Origin of the sequence: Pontivivens nitratireducens (assembly GCF_014235845.1) — a bacterium.
GTDB classification, from domain to species: Bacteria; Pseudomonadota; Alphaproteobacteria; order Rhodobacterales; family Rhodobacteraceae; genus Pontivivens; species Pontivivens nitratireducens.
Map to the genome: position 1 here is coordinate 124350 of NZ_JACJUQ010000011.1, position 17287 is coordinate 141636.

Consider the following 17287-nt stretch of genomic DNA (forward strand, 5'->3'; position numbering starts at 1 on the left):
AGTGAGACATGGCATCGTTGGTGCTGGAGAATATCGCCAAGTCCTACGGGTCTGTCGAAGTGCTCAGGAATATCGACCTGAACATCCGGCAGGGCGAACTGATCGTCTTCGTCGGCCCTTCGGGGTGTGGCAAGTCCACTCTGCTGCGCATGATTGCGGGGTTGGAGAAGATCACCGGAGGCGATCTGTATATCGACGGGCAGCGGGTCAACGACACACCCCCGTCCAAGCGCGGCATCGCGATGGTGTTCCAGTCCTACGCGCTTTATCCGCACATGACGGTCTACGACAACATGGCCTTCGCGTTGAAGGTCGCGAAGATGCCCAAGGCCGAGATCGACGAGCGTGTGCGCAACGCGGCCAGGATATTGCAACTGACCGACTATCTCGACCGGTTGCCCAAGGCGCTGTCGGGCGGGCAACGCCAGCGGGTCGCCATCGGCCGCTCGATCGTACGCGACCCCAAGGTCTACCTGTTCGATGAGCCGCTTTCGAACCTGGACGCCGCCCTGCGCGTGGATACCCGGATCGAGATCGCCCAGCTCAAGGAAAACATGCCCGACAGCACGATGATCTACGTCACCCACGATCAGGTGGAGGCGATGACGCTGGCAACCCGCATTGTCGTGCTCAACAACAAGACCCACACCGTCGCCCAGTTCGGCAGCCCGCTGGAGCTGTACCAGCGGCCCCAGAACACCTTCGTGGCGCAGTTCATCGGCTCGCCCAAGATGAACCTTTTGCCCGCGACCATCACAACCCCCGGCGACACGACCAGCGTCGCGGCGGTGGCAGGGGGCATAGCCACCGTTCCCGTGGGGTCCGCCGGGATGGAGAGCGGCACGCCCGTGCAACTGGGCGTGCGACCAGAGGATTTCGTGGTCGCCAATCCCGACGATCCGGTGATTTTCGAGGGGGAGGCGTCCTACACCGAAAAGCTGGGTGAGGTCACGGTGGTCTACTTCACCCCGCGAGAGGGCGAGGATTCGGTGATCGCCAAGATTCCGGGAATTGCAGACGTGTCCCGGGGCACGTATCTGCGCCTGACAGCTGCGGCAGACAAACTGCATCTGTTCGACGGGGACGGGCACAGCTTCTTTTACAAATAATCCTTGCCAATTTGCTTTCGAAGCGATTTGAGGCCTATGTACGGCGCGTTTCATGATACGCGCCGTGCTCGTACCGGTCCCTGGCCGAACACCCTAACTTTGCCCTTGCTGGGGTGCGATCCGACGGAGCAGACATATGTTTCTGATTTGCGGCGACAATCTATTCGATGTGTTCATGCAGCCGGGCGACGATCCCGCGCGCGCGATGTTCGCGGCCCGCGCCGGTGGATCGCCGTTCAATGTGGCGATCGGCATGCGCCGGCTGGAATCGGCCGCCGGATATTTCTCCGCCCTGTCCACCGATCCGCTGGGGCGAAAGCTGCGCCGCGTGCTGGAGGATGAGACCGTCGATCTGCGCTATACGCTCGACACCCCGCGCAAGACCACGTTGAGCCTGATCACGCTGGATGAGGAAGGCGTGCCCGCCTATACCTTCTATTCCGAAAACGCCGCCGATACCGGCGTCACCCCCGCCGATGTGCCTGAGTTGGGGGCGGAGGTGCGCGGCGTGCATTTCGGCTCCTATTCCCTCGTCACGACGCCCTGCGCCGACGCGCTGCATGCATTGGCCGAGCAGGCGAAGGATCTGGTGATCTCGCTGGACCCCAACATCCGCCCCACGGTCGAGCCGGACATGAGCGTCTGGCGCGCCCGGTGCGACGCGCTGCTGCCGATGGTTACTGTCCTGAAGATCTCCACCGAGGATTTGGAGATGATCTATCCCGGCATGTCCGCGCCGAAATTCGCTCTCAAGATGCTTGAGGCTGGCGTGAAGCTGGTCGTTGTCACGGATGGTGGCGACAGTGCGATGGGGTGGACCGCCACCGGGGTGGAGGCGAGCGTGAACCCGCCCGCGGTCGCGGTTGTGGATACGGTGGGCGCAGGTGACACCTTCATGGCCTCCCTTCTGACCCAATTGTCGAAGGCGGACGACATTCACACGTATATCGCGACGCTTGATACGACATCGCTTGAGCATTTGCTCAGCTTCTGCGCAAATGCGGCTGCAATAACCTGCACTCGGCAGGGGGCCGATTTGCCCCGTCTTTCCGACCTCTGACAACAGGACAGTCGCCATGGTTTCGCGCGTCATTCCGGTACAACCCTTCGATCTCGTCATATTCGGCGCCACGGGCGACCTTGCCCGGCGCAAGATCCTGCCCGGCCTTTATCGTCGCATGGTCGCGGGTCAGATGCCCGGGGATGCGCGGGTCATCGGCGCGGCCCGCTCCAACCTGACCCTCAAGGCGTTCCGCACCATGATCGGAGAGGCGCTGGAAACCTATATCGGCAAGGACAAGCTGGATGAGGAAGTGCGGTCCAAATTCCTCTCGATCCTCGATTACGTCACCATCGACGCGACCGGCACCAGTGGGTGGAGCGATCTGGGCAAGAAGCTGGAAAAGACCAGCGATCACACCCGCGCGTTCTATCTGTCCGTCGGCCCGTCCCTGTTCGGCCCGATCGCGGCCCGCCTGCAGAGCACCGGCATTGCCACCAGCAGCAGCCGTATCGTGGTTGAGAAGCCGCTGGGCCACGACCTCGAATCGGCCCGCGCGCTGAACAAGCAGTTGAGCGAGAGCTTCGATGAGACGCAAATTTACCGGATCGACCATTATCTGGGCAAGGAGACCGTCCAGAACCTGATGGCGGTCCGCTTCGCCAATACCTTGTTCGAGCCGCTGTGGAATGCCCGCCATGTCGATCACGTGCAGATCACCGTGTCCGAGAGCATCGGTGTCGCCGGTCGGGGCGGATATTACGACAAATCCGGCGCGATGCGTGACATGGTGCAAAACCACCTGATGCAGTTGTTGTGCCTGACCGCCATGGAACCCCCGGCGCGATTTGACGCCGACCGGGTGCGTGACGAAAAGCTGAAGGTCATCCGCTCGCTGGAAACGGTGGATATTGAGGACACCGTACGCGGCCAGTATCGCGCGGGCCCCGACGGCCCCTCCTATGTCGAGGACGCGGAAAATCCCGACAGCCGCACCGAGAGTTACGTCGCGCTGAAGGTCGAGATCTCGAACTGGCGCTGGACCGGCACCCCGTTCTATCTGCGCACAGGCAAGCGTCTGCGCGCCCAGTTGAGCGAGATCGCCGTCGTCTTCAAGGAACCGCCGCACTCGATCTTTCCCAAGTTGCCCGCGCATCAGACCAACGCCCTGATCATCCGCCTGCAACCGGATGAGGGGATCACCCTGCGCATGACGATCAAGGAGCCGGGGCCCGGCGGCATGCGCTTGGCCGATGTGCCGCTCGACATGACGTTCGCGGATGCGTTGGGCCCGGCAGCCGAATCGATGCCGGATGCGTATGAGCGTCTGATCATGGATGTGATCCGGGGCGACCAGACCCTGTTCATGCGCGGGGACGAGGTCGAGGCCGCGTGGGAGTGGACGGACAGGATCCTAGACGATTGGTCCGAGAAGAGCGAAAAACCGGTCGCATACGACGCTGGCGGCTCCGGTCCCGAGGATGCGCTGGGCCTTATGCACCGCGACGGGCGGCGGTGGCGGAGTATCGAGATATGAACCGCTATGACAGCCGCCAAGCATTGATGACCGCGATGGCCGGAACCGTCGCGGGTCAACTGGGAAAGGCGCTCGACGCGCAACCCTTCGCGACCCTCGCCGTTCCCGGCGGCACCACGCCTGCACCGTTCCTGACCGCGCTGTCCACGGCACCGCTGGACTGGTCGCGCGTGCGGGTGATGCTGACGGATGAACGGTTCGTACCGGAAAGCTCCGAGCGGTCGAACACGCGCCTGCTGCGCGGGACGCTGTTGCAGAATGCCGCCGCCGCCGCGACCATGATCCCTTTCTACATGCCGGGCGACACGCCCGAGGACGTGCTGGGCGATCTGACCGCAGGCATAGCACTGGCCCTGCCGCTGGATGTCTGTGTGCTGGGCATGGGGGCGGACATGCACACGGCCTCGATCTTTCCCGGTGCCGATCTGCTGACCGAGGCACTGGCCGTCGATGCGCCGACCCTGCTGCCGATGCGGGCCCCCGGTGCGCCGGAGCCGCGCCTGACACTGACCGCTCCGGTCCTGTCCGCCGCGCGAAACCTGCATGTTCTGATTCAGGGTGAGGACAAGGCCGAGGCGCTGGACCGCGCCCGATCCGCCGCGACCACGGCCGAGGCCCCGATCCGCATCGCACTGGACGCGGGCGCGACGGTTCACTGGGCTGCCTGACCCGTCATCACCTTCTCCGAACGATGCCGCTCCTGATGTCGCGCAGCGTCGCCCTTGACCCGCCGCGCCGCGATGTCACGATGTGCGAAAATTCACGGGAGAGAATGCCATGTCCGACGTCGTCACCATCACGCGCAAGGGCGCAGTCGCCATCGTCACCATCGACAATCCACCGGTCAACGCGGTGGGGCAGGCGGTCCGTCAGGGGTTGTGGGATGCTGTCACCACGCTAGAGCCGGACACGCAGGTTGAGGCGGTGATCCTTGCCTGTGCGGGCAATACCTTCATTGCAGGCGCCGATATTCGGGAGTTTGACGGCGGATCGATGGAGCCGTGGTTGGCCGATCTGATCGACCGCATCCACTCCAGCGCGAAACCGTGGATCGCCGCCCTGCACGGCACGGTTCTGGGCGGGGGGCTGGAAACGGCGCTTGGCTGTCATTATCGCATTGCGGACCGTCGGACGAAGATCGGCTTGCCCGAGGTTTCGCTCGGCATTCTGCCCGGAGCAGGGGGCACACAGCGCACGCCCCGCCTGACGGGGGCCGCCGCTGCGGTGCAGCTCGTGACCACCGGCGTGCCTGTTTCCGCCGAAAAAGCGCTGGAATTCGGACTGATCGACCGGGTGACCGATGATCTGGACGCGGATGCGATGACCTTCGCCCAACATGCGGCAGGTCAACCGGTGCCGCGCCTGGACCCCGCCCCTGCCGAAAGCAACCTGTCGCAGGACGATTGGGACAATTTGCGCAAGCAGGTGGAAAAGCAGGCGCGGGGGCAACTGTCCCCGGTGCGGGCCTTCGACGCGGTGCGCCTCGCCTTTGAGACCCCTCTGGCCGAGGGGATGGACGCGGAGCGTGACATCTTCATGGAGCTGAAGGAAACCGATCAGTCCAAGGCACTGCGCCACGCCTTCTTTGCCGAGCGGGCGGTGGGCAAGCCCGCCGCGCTGAAATCCGGCACCCCGCGCGACATCGCGCGCCTTGCCGTCATCGGTGGGGGGCTGATGGGGTCGGGGATCGCCACGGCGGCCCTGTCCGCCGGCTATACCACCACGATCGTGGAGCAGAGCGCCGAGGCCGCGACCACCGCGCGGGGAAGTGTGGCGGGCAACCTCGCCTCCGCCGTCAAGCGTGGCAAGATCACCGAGGAGGCCCGCGACGCCACCCTCGACCGTCTGACCACGACGGATGATTTCGATGCCGTCGCCGACGCCGATCTGATCATCGAGGCGGTGTTTGAGGAATCCGACGTCAAGCGCGCCGTGTTCGACAAGCTCGCCACTGCCGCGCGACCCGATGCGATCCTTGCCACGAACACGTCCTATATCGACCCGACCACCTTTACCTCTCAGGTGCCCAACCCCGAGCGGATCATGGGACTGCACTTCTTCTCCCCCGCGCACATCATGCGCCTGGTCGAGGTTGTGCGCACGCCTGACACCCATCCCGATGTCCTCGCCACGGGGTTCGCGATGGCCAAGAAGATGCGCAAGGTCGCCGTGCTGTCCGGTATCTGCGACGGGTTCATCGGAAACCGCATTCTAGGCGCCTACGGACGCATGGCAGGCTATCTGTTGGAGGACGGTGCCTCCGCCGCGCAGATCGACGGCGCGATGAAGGATTTCGGGATGCCGATGGGCCCGTTCGAGATGTTCGACATGGCCGGGCTGCAAATCGGCTATTCCAACCGCAAGCGTGAGGCCGCGACCCGCGATCCGAATATGCGGTATTCGCGGATTGCCGACCTGATCGTCGAGGATGGCGCGACCGGCCAGAAGACCGGGCGCGGCTTCTATCGGTATGAGCAAGGCAGTCGCGCGGCTTTGCCCTCACCCGAAACCGAGGCCCTGATTTCCGCCGAACGGGCGGCGAAGGGCATCACGCCGCGCAGTTTCGAGGATTCCGAAATCGTGGCGATGCTGCACGCCGTACAGGTCAATGAGGCCGCGAAGATCCTGCAGGAGGGGATCGCGGAACGTCCCCTCGACGTGGATGTGGTCAAGATGATGGGCTACGGCTATCCGCGCTGGCGTGGCGGTCCGATGCAGGAGGCGGACGCCCGCGGCACGGCGCAGGTTCTGTCCACGATGCAATCCATCGCGGAGGCCGATCCCGGCAGTTGGCACGTCGCGGACCTGTTGCAGAAGATTGGCAGCAAGAACGGGCGTTTTGCCAACCTCAACACATGATCCCAGCCGCGTCATCGTATCTGTCACGTTGACGCGGCACGCACGTTCCTGGCCCACAATGCGGGTCCGATCCGTGTAAATTCGCACAATCATGAGATGTATGAGAAACGAAAAACGACCGCGCCTTGGCAAAAGGCGCGGTCGTTTCAAAGTCTCACCCTCGACAAATCAGCCCCCGATTTCGGGGGCTGCTATCAGGCGTTGACGGAATCCTTCAGGGCCTTCGCGATCGTGACTTTCACGGCGCGGTCGGCATCCTTCTTCATCTGCTCACCCGTGGCAGGGTTGCGCACCATCCGCTCAGGACGGTCACGGCAGAAGACCTTGCCAACGTTGGGAATGGTCACGGCGCCACCGTCGGAAACCTCCTTGGTGATGATCGCGGACAGCGCGTCGAGAAATTCGCCTGCCGATTTCTTGTCACTGTCGGTGCTCTCGGCGAGTGCTGCGACCAGCTGAGTCTTCGTCATCGGTTTTTGTGTCATGGGTATCCCTATGCTTTTTTTCTCTTCTAATCTTACGGCCAGCCCGGCTTCGGGGAATAATGACCTTATAAACTACGTGTCCGCAATGGGTTTAATGCCCGCTTTTTGCTTTGCGGTGTCCCGCATCGGCGGGACGTACCTACAGAAACGCGGTTTCGTCGAAACTCCGCAATTTGCGGGAGTGAAGCTTCTCCAACGGCATTTCACGCAACATTTCCAGCGCGTGGATGCCGATCTGCAAGTGCTGCGCGACCTGCCGCTTGTAGAAGTCGGTGGCCATGCCGGGCAGTTTCAGTTCCCCGTGCAGCGGCTTGTCCGATACACATAGCAACGTACCGTAGGGAACGCGGAAGCGAAACCCGTTGGCGGCGATCGTGGCCGATTCCATGTCGAGCGCGACCGCCCGGCTCTGGCTCAGACGCTGAACCGGGCCGGATTGATCCCGCAACTCCCAGTTGCGGTTGTCGATCGTCACGACGGTGCCGGTGCGCATCACGCGCTTCAGCTCATAGCCCTCCAGCCCGGTGACCTTTTCCACCGCATCTTCCAGCGCGACCTGAATTTCAGCGAGCGCGGGGATCGGTACCCAGACCGGCAGATCGTCGTCCAGAACGTGATCCTCACGCACATAGGCATGGGCGAGCACGTAATCGCCCAGGCTCTGACTGTGACGCAGGCCAGCGCAGTGGCCCAGCATCAGCCAGGCATGGGGCCGCAGCACCGCGATGTGATCGGTCGCGGTCTTCGCGTTGGAGGGGCCGACACCGATATTGACCATGGTGATGCCGTTCCCGTCCTCACGTGTCAGGTGATAGGTCGGCATCTGCGGCATCTTCTGGATGGGCGTTCCGGTCGTTCCGTCGCGGGTGGTCACGGCATTGCCCGGCTCAACGAAGGCGACATAGCCGCTGTCGGGGTCCGCGACCTGCATTTTTGCCCAGGTGACGAACTCCTCCATGTAGAACTGATAGTTCGTGAAGAGGACGTGATTCTGGAAATGCGCCGGGCTGGTGGCGGTGTAATGCGCCAGCCGCGCCAGCGAGTAATCCACGCGCTGCGCAGTGAACGTGGCCAGCGGACGGTGGCCCATCGCATCGCGCCCGGCCGTGCCGTTGACGATATCGTCGTTCGTCGTCTCCAGATCGGGCACGTCGAACACGTCGCGCAGCGGTCCGCCGAGGCGATCCTCGATCGAGCCTTCGACATGTGCGCCCTCGGGCAGGGCGAAATGCAGCGGGATCGGCGTGTCCGAGACGCTGACCTGCACCGGAACGTTGTGGTTCTTCATCAACAACCCGATCTGCTGGGTCAGATAGTTTCTGAACAGATCGGGCCGCGTCAGGGTGGCGAAATAGGTGCCCGGCTCACTGACATGGCCAAAGCTCAACCGGCTGTCCACCCAGGCGAAGCTGGTGGTCGTCATCTCCAGCCGGGGATAGAACGCGCGGTAGCGGCCCTGCGGTTCCTCCCCCCCCATCACGGCGCGAAACTGCGTGCGCAGGAACTCCGTCGCCTCATCGTAGAGCTCGATGATATAGGCGACCGCCCTGGCGGGATCGTCGAAACTTCTGGGTTGCTGCGGCACCGGGCTCAGCACGGGGACTTCTGCGGGGGCGTAGGGAACGCGCATTCTGGTATCTCCGGTTCGGCGGGTATGGACCTGCCTGATTTCTTTCGTAACGCCAGTGCGATCTGCCGTTCGGGATACGACCCTGCGCTATCATCTTTCGCAGGCGAAGGAAATGCCCGCTCAGCGAATGAACAGGTCCACCTTCTCGAACCGGGTGACGTCCACCAGACCCACATCCGAGATGCGCAATTCGGGAATCACCACCAGCGCCAGCAGGGAATGTTGCATATAGGCGTTGTTGAGCGTGCATCCACAGGTTCGCATCGCATCCATCATGCCCTGCGCACTGGCCGCGACGGTGGCCGCGGGCGCGTCGGACATCAGGCCCGCGATGGGCAGTTCGACCATGGCGATCTCCACCCCGTTTTTGAACAGGCAAATGCCGCCGCCGACCGCGCGCAGCCGGTTCGCGGCGAGGGCCATGTCGGATTTGCTGGTGCCGACCACGATCATGTGGTGGCTGTCATGCGCCACGGTTGAGGCCATCGCCATGTCGCAATCATAGCCGAAGCCCGAAACGAAGGCATTCGTGACACCGCCCGTGGCGCGGTGCCGCTCGACCAGCGCGATCTGGCAGATGTCGTTGCCCCGGTCCATCTGGACGAGGCCGTCGCGCACGCTCAAATCCGCCTGCAACGCCTTGGTCGGGGCCTGATTTTCAACCACACCGATGACGCGCGCGCGAACGGAGTCGCCCTCAGAGGGGATGTCGAAATCCGTCGGGTCCAGATCGCGTTTCATGTTGATGGTCGCGCGGCTGTGCTCGGGCCAAGTGAAATCTACCTCCTGCGGCACGATCACGCCGTCGCGGGCGACGATTTTGCCCCGCGCGATCACGACCTCGATGGGCAGGCTGCGCAGGTCCGATGTCAAGATCATGTCCGCCCGCCGTCCCGGAGTGATGGAGCCGATGTCGCGCTCCATCCCGAAATGCGTTGCCGTGTTGATCGTGGCCATCTGGATGGCGATCACCGGGTCCAGGCCGCAGTCGATGGCGTGGCGCACGACACGGTTCATGTGCCCGTCCTCGACCAATGTGCCGGAGTGGCAATCATCCGTGCACAGGATGAACGAACGGGGGTCCAGCCCGCGTTCCGTCACGGCTGTGACCTGTGCCTCCACGTCATACCAGGCGGAGCCGAGGCGCATCATCGCCCGCATTCCCTGACGCACCCGCGCGATGGCGTCCGCCTCGCTGGTGCCCTCATGATCGTCGGCGGGGCCACCGGCCACATAGGCGTGGAAGGCCGGCCCCAGATCGGAGGAGGCGTAATGCCCGCCCACGGTCTTACCGGCTGCCTGCGTGGCCGCAATCTCACCCAGCATGGCTTGCGAGCCGTTGATGACGCCGGGGAAGTTCATCATCTCCCCCAGCCCTACGATATTGGGCCAGGCCATGGCCTCCTCAACCTCCGCCGGGCCAAGCTCGGCACCGGTATTCTCCAATCCCGGGGCGGAGGGGGCGCAGGATGGCATCTGGACGAAGACGTTGACCGGCTGGGCCAATGCCTCGTCATGCATCATTCGCACACCGGGCAGGCCCAGCACGTTGGCGACCTCGTGTGGGTCCACGAACATCGTGGTGGTGCCGTGAGGTATGACGGCGCGCGCGAACTCGGTCACGGTCAGCATGCCGCTTTCGATATGCATATGCGCGTCGCACAGCCCCGGCACCATGAAGCGGCCCTGCGCCTCGATTACTTCGGTCGTCTCACCGATGCAGTGTGACGCATCCGGCCCGCAATAGGCGAAGCGCCCGGACTTGATGGCGATGTCGTGCCCTTCGAGCAATTCGCGCGTATGCACGTTCACCCAGGTGCCGCCCCGCACGACCATATCCGCAGGGGCGCGGCCCGCTGCCACCGCGACCAGATCCGCCGCCACGTCTTGCCAAGCTGGAAACATCGGGGTTCTCCTCTCAGGATTGTGCAACAGGCACGTTCAGCGCAGGAAGCCCATCGCCGCTGTCGGTGTCAACTTGCGCGCGCGCAGGAAGGCGGCCAGCTTGTCGGGGTCCGGCTGGGTAACGGTGCCGGTATCCTCGGCGGCAAGACCGCCGGTGATGAACAGCGTGTCCATCCCCTCACCCATGCCGCCGGCGATGTCGGTGTTGATGCCGTCACCGATGCACAGGATGCGGTCGTCCGCGACGGGTTCGCCGCGTGCGGCCTCCAGCCTGCGGCGGGCGAGTTGATAGACCGGCGCGTGCGGTTTTCCGAAATAGCGCGCGTCGCCGCCGGCCTCCTCGTAAGCCTGCGCGATAGCCCCCGCGCAATAGATCCGTGTCTCACCCCGATCGACGAAGATGTCGGGGTTGGCGCACAGCATCTTCAGCCCCTTGTTCTGGCCGTAGAGGATGATCTCGCGGTAATCGGCGGGGGTTTCGGTTTCATCGTCGAACAGGCCGGTGCACACGATGCCCTCGGCGTCCTCCATCGCGACACGCTCGATATCCTGGCCGTGATAGAACTCGTCATCCGAGACCGCGGCGAAGAATCCGTCGTCGCGGGCGGGGCCTATGTGGAACACCTTTCGCCCGAACATGCCCGAGGCAAGCGCATCTATCGCCGCATCGCCCGACGAGGCAACCGCGTGATACAGGTCGCGCGACACGCCCAGACCGTCCAGCTGCTCGATCACGCCCGGCGTCGGACGGGGGGAGTTGGTGAGCAGGACGACAGTGCCACCGCCATCGCGAAACCCCTCCAGCGCCGCAACGGCCGCCTCGAACGGGCGCACGCCGTTGTGCAGGCAGCCCCACAGATCGCAGAACACCGCCTGATAGCGGTCGGAGATCTCCGACAGATTCTCGATGATTTGGGTCATTCGCTCACTTCTCCGTCCAATATGATCCGGGTGATGTCAAAACCTTCGCGCTCCAACAAGCGCAAGAGTCCGCCCTCACCGCCCAGATGCAGCGCGCCGACCGCGATCACCGCGGGGCCTTGGCTGGCTGCGTCCAGTATGGGTTTCATCCAGTTGCGGTTGCGCTGTTCCAACAGAGGTTCCATCACCGCCTCGTTCATCGCCGCCACCGCATCGGGGGGCATCTGACGGCTGGCGATTGCGTTGGCCAGCGCCTGTACCTCAGCTATGCGTCCCTCGCGGTACTGCCGCGCGGCGGTCATGAAGACATCCTCGGCCATTTCGACGCTCATCAGACTGCTGCGCAGAAAGTCGATCTGGGTCCCGCGCGACATGGCGTCGAACATGCCGAGCACATCCTGCGCCGTCTCCAGCCCCGCGACGGGAATGCCCGCCTCATGGGCAAGTGCCTCGACCTTCATGTCCAGCGGTTTCGCGCCACCGGCCTGTTGCATCATCTCGCATGGGGGGATCGCCATCATCGTCGCGGCGAACCAGGGTTGCAGATGCTCCGCGACCTCGGGCTGCAATCCCAGCGGGTGCAGCGCATCGGTCAGGGCCTGCCATTCATCGGTCGTCAAATCGGCATTCAGGCCGGGGCCGGTCAGATTCATGATCAGCCCCGGATCGGTCTGCATTCGCGCTTGCAATGCTGCGGTCTGATCCGACGTCACCTCGACAAACAGGGACCGTGCGCGGGCAATCTCATCGCCCACCACAGGCGGGACGGGGCCCGCCGCCGCACTGTGAAAGGTGCCAAACAGGAACAGCCGTTCGTCGCCTCGGATTGCCCTGAAGGCCCGACCCACACCATATGGCCAGTCCGCGACCTGCCGGGCGATGGCGTGCCGCTCCTCCACGCTCAGATCGTCGCGTATATCGGCCGGGTTGCATTGCGCGGACAAGGGTAGGGCGGTCATCGCGGCGAGCAGGAATATCAGAATGGGTTTGATCACGTCGGGCGGTCCACGGTTGTCTTTACAGTTATCGGTCCACAGATAGGGCGTTGGCGGCCCGGTGCGCGCAGGCTGGCGAAAAACTTCGTCGCCGTCCATGCCCCGACCGGTTGACAGGCCGCATACCGCTCTCTAGATCGCTGTTAGCACTCCGGGGTGGTGAGTGCTAAATCCCCCCACCCGTAAACGCAACTGAGCCTTTTGTAGGAGAGTCTCATGAACTTCACTCCGCTGCACGACCGCGTACTGGTCCGCCGCATTGAAAGCGACGAAAAAACCAAGGGCGGTCTGATCATTCCTGATTCCGCCAAGGAAAAGCCCGCCGAGGGTGAGATCATCGCGGTCGGCGCCGGCGCGCGCGACGAGGCAGGTGCCCGCATCGAGATGGACGTCAAGGCTGGCGACAAGATCCTGTTCGGCAAGTGGTCCGGCACCGAGATCAAGATCGACGGCGAAGACCTGCTGATCATGAAAGAGAGCGATATCCTCGGCCTGCTGGCCTGAGCGGACGCCTCTGCCTTTCAACGCTATTCAAGGAGCTAAAACATGGCTGCTAAAGACGTAAAATTCGGCACGAACGCCCGGAACAAGATGCTCGACGGCGTCAATATCCTGGCCGACGCTGTCAAGGTCACGCTGGGCCCGAAGGGTCGCAACGTGGTTCTGGACAAATCCTTCGGCGCACCGCGCATCACGAAGGACGGTGTCTCCGTCGCCAAGGAAATCGAGCTTGAGGACAAGTTCGAGAACATGGGCGCGCAGATGGTCAAGGAAGTCGCTTCGCGCACCAATGACGAAGCAGGCGACGGCACCACCACCGCCACCGTTCTGGCTCAGGCCATCGTCAAGGAAGGCGCCAAGTCCGTTGCCGCCGGCATGAACCCGATGGACCTCAAGCGCGGCATCGACCTGGCCACTGCCAAGGTTGTCGAGCAGATCCGCGCGATGGCCCGTCCCGTGAACGACTCCGATGAAGTCGCTCAGGTCGGCACCATCTCCGCCAACGGCGAAACCGAGATCGGCCGCCAGATCGCAGACGCCATGCAGCGCGTCGGCAACGAGGGTGTCATCACCGTCGAGGAGAACAAGGGCCTCGAGACCGAGACCGAAGTCGTCGAGGGCATGCAGTTCGACCGCGGCTACCTCTCCCCCTACTTCGTGACCAACCCCGAGAAGATGGTCGCCGAACTGGAAGACGTCATCGTCCTGCTGCATGAGAAGAAGCTCTCCTCGCTCCAGCCGATGGTTCCCCTGCTCGAGCAGGTCATCCAGTCGCAAAAGCCCCTGCTGATCATCGCGGAGGACGTCGATGGCGAAGCCCTCGCGACCCTCGTTGTGAACAAGCTGCGTGGCGGCCTGAAGATCGCGGCCGTCAAGGCTCCGGGCTTCGGCGATCGTCGCAAGGCGATGCTGCAGGACATCGCCATCCTCACCGGCGGTCAGGTCATCTCCGAAGACCTCGGCATGAAGCTGGAAAACGTCACGATGGACATGCTGGGCACCGCCAAGCGCGTCTCCATCACCAAGGACGAGACCACCATCGTTGACGGTCAGGGCGAGAAAGCTGAGATCGAGGCGCGCGTCGCCCAGATCAAGCAGCAGATCGAGGAGACCACCTCCGATTACGACCGTGAGAAGCTGCAGGAGCGTCTGGCCAAGCTGGCAGGCGGCGTTGCCGTCATCCGCGTCGGCGGTGCGACCGAGACCGAGGTCAAGGAACGCAAGGATCGCGTGGACGATGCCCTGAACGCGACCCGCGCAGCCGTGCAGGAAGGCATTGTCGTCGGCGGCGGCGTTGCTCTGGTTCAGGCTGGCAAGACCCTCGAAGGTCTCGAAGGTCTCAACTCCGATCAGACCGCAGGCATCGCCATCGTGCGCAAGGCGCTCGAAGCACCTCTGCGTCAGATCGCTGAGAACGCAGGCGTCGACGGCGCCGTCGTTGCAGGCAAAGTGCGTGAGAGCGATGACAAGACCTTCGGCTTCAACGCGCAGACCGAGGAATATGGCGACATGTTCAAGTTCGGCGTGATCGACCCCGCGAAAGTGGTGCGCCACGCTCTGGAGGACGCAGCATCCGTCGCGTCCCTGCTCATCACCACCGAAGCCATGGTTGCCGACAAACCGTCGAAAGACGGCGGCAACGCCGGCGGCGGCATGCCCGACATGGGCGGCATGGGCGGCATGATGTAACACGCTCAGCGTGTTTGACTTCTAGCGAACCTAAGGGGGGCCGTGGCGAAAGCTGCGGCCCTTTTGCTTTGTGAGTTTCGGCCCAGCGGCCCTTCGAACACAATTAAGTTCTGCAGTGCAGCCTCCCTGAAGCAGACGTCGCGCCCAAGCGTGGAAACTACACCGCTTCACCGGCAGTAGACCGTTGCAGTGATAGGCTATTCTGTCGGCGTTGTGACTGGAGTATCGAACACTGGGCTCTATGGGCCTTCTTGGAGAGCCTCGCTTCTGCCAAATATCTGAGGCAAAGACGGCTGTTGCGAAATAAGCAAAACCAACAAGGTGATGACCAGTGTAACAGCCCAGCCTAAGAAGTTCGTCCAAACGGCGCGTAGAGTGCCAGTGCTATCGGAGATGTGTCTTTGTATCTCTGAAGTCGCAGTTTCAATGCGATCGAGCAGTGCTGAGTGCTGAATTTCTTCCGTTGCCTCATCAATTGCAGATGCCGCGAATGATTGCAGCTCTTGACGTGCCGCGCTACGATAAAAATCTACCACTTGGTCGGAGGGGTTCTTCGGGGTTCCAGCAGCACGCTGACCCTGGAGTACCTCGTCTCTAACCATCTGCTTGTAGCGGGCATATGCAACTAGGCCGATCAGATCGTTATGATCGCTTTTGGTCATCTTCTCAAAAGCGGTGCTGTAGTATAACTCGTCACCCCCTTCGCCTGTTTTATCAGTAGAAGGGTTTGCTTCCGCTTCACTGAGCTCGTATTTCTCGATCAACCTGCCTCAGCCATACTTTTGGATCGTGCGAGAGCACGATCAAGGGCGTCCTTGCGTACCACCCGAACCTTCTTGCCGGAGGGCAGCGTAAGCGTACGTACGACCTTTACATGGCCCTTAGAATCGCCATGGCGAACCTGAACGGCCCCATAAGTCTTTGACTCGAATTTATTTTTCCTAAATATGCGCATGACGTTCTCCTGCCTACACCTTCCAATATAGTGCAGAGGGTTCTTCATTTCATATAACTTTGTGAGCTTGAACTGATTTCATTGGAAGCGATTGCTGAAGATTCGTCCACGTCATGCCCTCAGGAGGCCGTACTGACTCGATGGAGAGAAGGGCGGCTTTACGCTAGGTGGGCAGCAATGGAACTCTGCCACGGCGAAGGTCGGCTCAATGTGCATCCTAGTCCTTCACGCGGCGCACAGCGAACGGCGGCTGTCCGCCCAAACTACCCACTGCACCACCTTCATCGCCTTAATACCCAACAAACCCTACGCAGCCACAGCGCAGCCGCATCGCATACCGAAAGCAGCCTGTGGATAACTCGCTTTTGACTGGTCATTTTCGCCCCGTCTGACACAAGGCGTCATGCGTCTGATTTTAACACTCGTGACCGTCCTGATCTTCTTCGCCGCGAACTCCGTGCTGGCCCGCGCGGGCTTGGTCGGGGGCGGGATTTCGCCTGCTGCGTTCACCGCGATCCGCCTTGCCTCGGGGGCGGGAATGCTGGCGATTATCGTCTCCTTTCAGGGGTATAGGCCGTGGGCCGCTGGCTCGGTCGAGGGGGGCGTGACCCTGTTCGTCTACGCCGCCGCCTTCTCGTTTTCCTATGTCGCCATCCCCACCGGCCTGGGCGCCCTGATCCTGTTTGGCGCGGTGCAGATCACCATGTTCGCAGGCGCGGTGGTCAAGGGCCAGCGCCCCGGCCCGAGGCGTTGGGTAGGCTCGCTTTTCGGCCTCCTCGGCCTCGCCGTTCTGGGCGCGCCGGGCGCGGAGTCCCCACCTTTATGGGCGGCCATGGCGATGGCAATTTCGGGAATTGCGTGGGGTCTGTATTCGTTAATAGGGGCCAAGGGCGGCGATCCCACCCGCGCCACCGCCGGAAATTTCCTCTACGCCGCTCCGCTGGCTTTGCTGGCCTGGCTGCTGCTGCCCGGAGAGGCCCCTGAAATCAACGGTGTCGTGCTGGCGCTGATGTCCGGCGCGATCACCTCCGGCCTCGGCTACATCCTGTGGTACGGAATTTTGCCCCGTCTCGAAGCCTCCACCGCGGCCCTCGCACAGTTGACCGTTCCGATCATCGCCCTGACCGGCGGTATGATCTTCCTCGCCGAAGCCCCCGACCTCCGCTTCGCAATCTCCGCCCTCCTGATCCTGGGCGGCATAGCCTTCGGCCTGCTGCCGCGAAAAAAGTTGCCCTGACCCCTCGGCCCTGTCACGATTTGGGAGAGCAATTTCAAGAGAGGACGGATCCCATGTCGAAACGCCAGGAACTGATCGAAAAATACGCCGATGCATTGCGCAAGATCGGTATGGATGTGGACACCGACCTGCTGACCGCAGTGACCATCGCGTGCGGCCCGTCGATCTACAATTCCGACAGCAGCAGCGTTTCGTCCTCCTCCACCAGCGAGTTGCAGACCGTTCAGAACAATTTCTGCATGAAAAAACTGGGCATGACGGATGCGGACTCCGCCATGGGGGCCGTACAAAAGGCGATCGAGACCTATGGCCGCTCCAACACCAACAAATACCGCGCGGTGCTGTATTACATCATCACCAAGCAGCAGGGCAAAGAGAGCGTTTTCGCCTAGGGTGTGTCCCCATAATCAGGCTTCCCCATTCGTTCGTCGCGTGATTCAGTATCTCCGACAGAGGAGGTTGTG

15 protein-coding genes are annotated in these 17287 nt (G+C 62.6%); 9 read left to right on the top strand and 6 right to left on the bottom strand.

Annotated features, from left to right (window positions below; all coding sequences use genetic code 11):
* Positions 1-8 precede the first annotated feature (8 nt).
* The 5 genes from H1S03_RS12955 (at position 9) to H1S03_RS12975 (ending at position 6505) form a co-directional block, all read left to right on the top strand.
* Positions 9-1109, top strand: coding sequence for an ABC transporter ATP-binding protein (locus H1S03_RS12955; RefSeq protein ID WP_185804827.1), 1101 nt, complete (start codon positions 9-11; stop codon positions 1107-1109).
* Positions 1110-1245: 136 nt separating this feature from the next.
* Positions 1246-2169 (top strand): carbohydrate kinase family protein, encoded by a 924-nt coding sequence (locus H1S03_RS12960; protein ID WP_185804828.1) that lies wholly within the window; start codon positions 1246-1248, stop codon positions 2167-2169.
* 16 nt (positions 2170-2185) lie between these two features.
* Entirely contained in the window at positions 2186-3646 is a 1461-nt protein-coding gene (gene zwf / locus H1S03_RS12965) for a glucose-6-phosphate dehydrogenase (protein ID WP_185804829.1), read from the top strand.
* Positions 3643-4314 (top strand): 6-phosphogluconolactonase, encoded by a 672-nt coding sequence (gene pgl, locus H1S03_RS12970; RefSeq protein ID WP_185804830.1) that lies wholly within the window; start codon positions 3643-3645, stop codon positions 4312-4314. The genes zwf and pgl overlap by 4 nt, the downstream gene beginning before the upstream one ends.
* 109 nt (positions 4315-4423) lie before the next feature.
* Positions 4424-6505, top strand: a complete 2082-nt coding sequence (locus tag H1S03_RS12975) for a 3-hydroxyacyl-CoA dehydrogenase NAD-binding domain-containing protein (protein ID WP_185804831.1) — start codon at positions 4424-4426, stop codon at positions 6503-6505.
* A 194-nt stretch (positions 6506-6699) separates the two neighbouring features.
* Here the strand turns inward: H1S03_RS12975 and H1S03_RS12980 are convergent, their stop codons facing one another.
* The 5 genes from H1S03_RS12980 to H1S03_RS13000 all read right to left on the bottom strand — a co-directional run bounded on the left by H1S03_RS12980 (position 6700) and on the right by H1S03_RS13000 (position 12441).
* Positions 6700-6990, bottom strand: coding sequence for an HU family DNA-binding protein (locus tag H1S03_RS12980; protein ID WP_166187202.1), 291 nt, complete (start codon positions 6988-6990; stop codon positions 6700-6702).
* 139 nt (positions 6991-7129) lie between these two features.
* Positions 7130-8620 carry an AMP nucleosidase gene (locus H1S03_RS12985; protein ID WP_185804832.1) on the bottom strand — a complete coding sequence of 497 codons (1491 nt, stop codon included), beginning with the start codon at positions 8618-8620 and terminating at the stop codon, positions 7130-7132.
* Between the two features lie 120 nt (positions 8621-8740).
* Positions 8741-10525, bottom strand: coding sequence for an adenine deaminase (gene ade, locus H1S03_RS12990; protein WP_185804833.1), 1785 nt, complete (start codon positions 10523-10525; stop codon positions 8741-8743).
* A 36-nt stretch (positions 10526-10561) separates the two neighbouring features.
* Complete coding sequence (locus H1S03_RS12995; RefSeq protein ID WP_185804834.1) at positions 10562-11446, bottom strand: TIGR01459 family HAD-type hydrolase; 885 nt, start codon at positions 11444-11446, stop codon at positions 10562-10564.
* Entirely contained in the window at positions 11443-12441 is a 999-nt protein-coding gene (locus H1S03_RS13000; protein ID WP_185804835.1) for a TraB/GumN family protein, read from the bottom strand. The genes H1S03_RS12995 and H1S03_RS13000 overlap by 4 nt, the downstream gene beginning before the upstream one ends.
* Positions 12442-12657: 216 nt before the next feature.
* On the opposite strand from H1S03_RS13000, the gene H1S03_RS13005 reads away from it, so the two are divergent.
* Both H1S03_RS13005 and groL read left to right on the top strand, forming a co-directional pair.
* On the top strand, positions 12658-12945 hold the full coding sequence (locus H1S03_RS13005) for a co-chaperone GroES (protein ID WP_166193710.1): 288 nt from the start codon (positions 12658-12660) through the stop codon (positions 12943-12945).
* Positions 12946-12987: 42 nt separating this feature from the next.
* A complete protein-coding gene (groL, locus tag H1S03_RS13010; protein ID WP_185804836.1) occupies positions 12988-14631 on the top strand; it encodes a chaperonin GroEL in 1644 nt (547 codons plus the stop codon).
* Positions 14632-14870: 239 nt separating this feature from the next.
* Here the strand turns inward: groL and H1S03_RS13015 are convergent, their stop codons facing one another.
* Entirely contained in the window at positions 14871-15395 is a 525-nt protein-coding gene (locus tag H1S03_RS13015; protein WP_185804837.1) for a hypothetical protein, read from the bottom strand.
* Between the two features lie 594 nt (positions 15396-15989).
* On the opposite strand from H1S03_RS13015, the gene H1S03_RS13020 reads away from it, so the two are divergent.
* Both H1S03_RS13020 and H1S03_RS13025 read left to right on the top strand, forming a co-directional pair.
* Positions 15990-16823, top strand: coding sequence for a DMT family transporter (locus H1S03_RS13020; protein WP_185804838.1), 834 nt, complete (start codon positions 15990-15992; stop codon positions 16821-16823).
* Between the two features lie 53 nt (positions 16824-16876).
* Positions 16877-17215 (top strand): DUF2853 family protein, encoded by a 339-nt coding sequence (locus H1S03_RS13025; RefSeq protein ID WP_166193699.1) that lies wholly within the window; start codon positions 16877-16879, stop codon positions 17213-17215.
* Positions 17216-17287 lie beyond the last annotated feature (72 nt).

Coding starts and splice junctions, on each gene's coding strand:
- H1S03_RS12955 (WP_185804827.1), top strand. CDS start 9: ATGGCATCGTTGGTGCTGGAGAATATCGCCAAGTCCTACGGGTCTGTC.
- H1S03_RS12960 (WP_185804828.1), top strand. CDS start 1,246: ATGTTTCTGATTTGCGGCGACAATCTATTCGATGTGTTCATGCAGCCG.
- zwf (WP_185804829.1), top strand. CDS start 2,186: ATGGTTTCGCGCGTCATTCCGGTACAACCCTTCGATCTCGTCATATTC.
- pgl (WP_185804830.1), top strand. CDS start 3,643: ATGAACCGCTATGACAGCCGCCAAGCATTGATGACCGCGATGGCCGGA.
- H1S03_RS12975 (WP_185804831.1), top strand. CDS start 4,424: ATGTCCGACGTCGTCACCATCACGCGCAAGGGCGCAGTCGCCATCGTC.
- H1S03_RS12980 (WP_166187202.1), bottom strand. CDS start 6,990: ATGACACAAAAACCGATGACGAAGACTCAGCTGGTCGCAGCACTCGCC.
- H1S03_RS12985 (WP_185804832.1), bottom strand. CDS start 8,620: ATGCGCGTTCCCTACGCCCCCGCAGAAGTCCCCGTGCTGAGCCCGGTG.
- ade (WP_185804833.1), bottom strand. CDS start 10,525: ATGTTTCCAGCTTGGCAAGACGTGGCGGCGGATCTGGTCGCGGTGGCA.
- H1S03_RS12995 (WP_185804834.1), bottom strand. CDS start 11,446: ATGACCCAAATCATCGAGAATCTGTCGGAGATCTCCGACCGCTATCAG.
- H1S03_RS13005 (WP_166193710.1), top strand. CDS start 12,658: ATGAACTTCACTCCGCTGCACGACCGCGTACTGGTCCGCCGCATTGAA.
- groL (WP_185804836.1), top strand. CDS start 12,988: ATGGCTGCTAAAGACGTAAAATTCGGCACGAACGCCCGGAACAAGATG.
- H1S03_RS13020 (WP_185804838.1), top strand. CDS start 15,990: ATGCGTCTGATTTTAACACTCGTGACCGTCCTGATCTTCTTCGCCGCG.
- H1S03_RS13025 (WP_166193699.1), top strand. CDS start 16,877: ATGTCGAAACGCCAGGAACTGATCGAAAAATACGCCGATGCATTGCGC.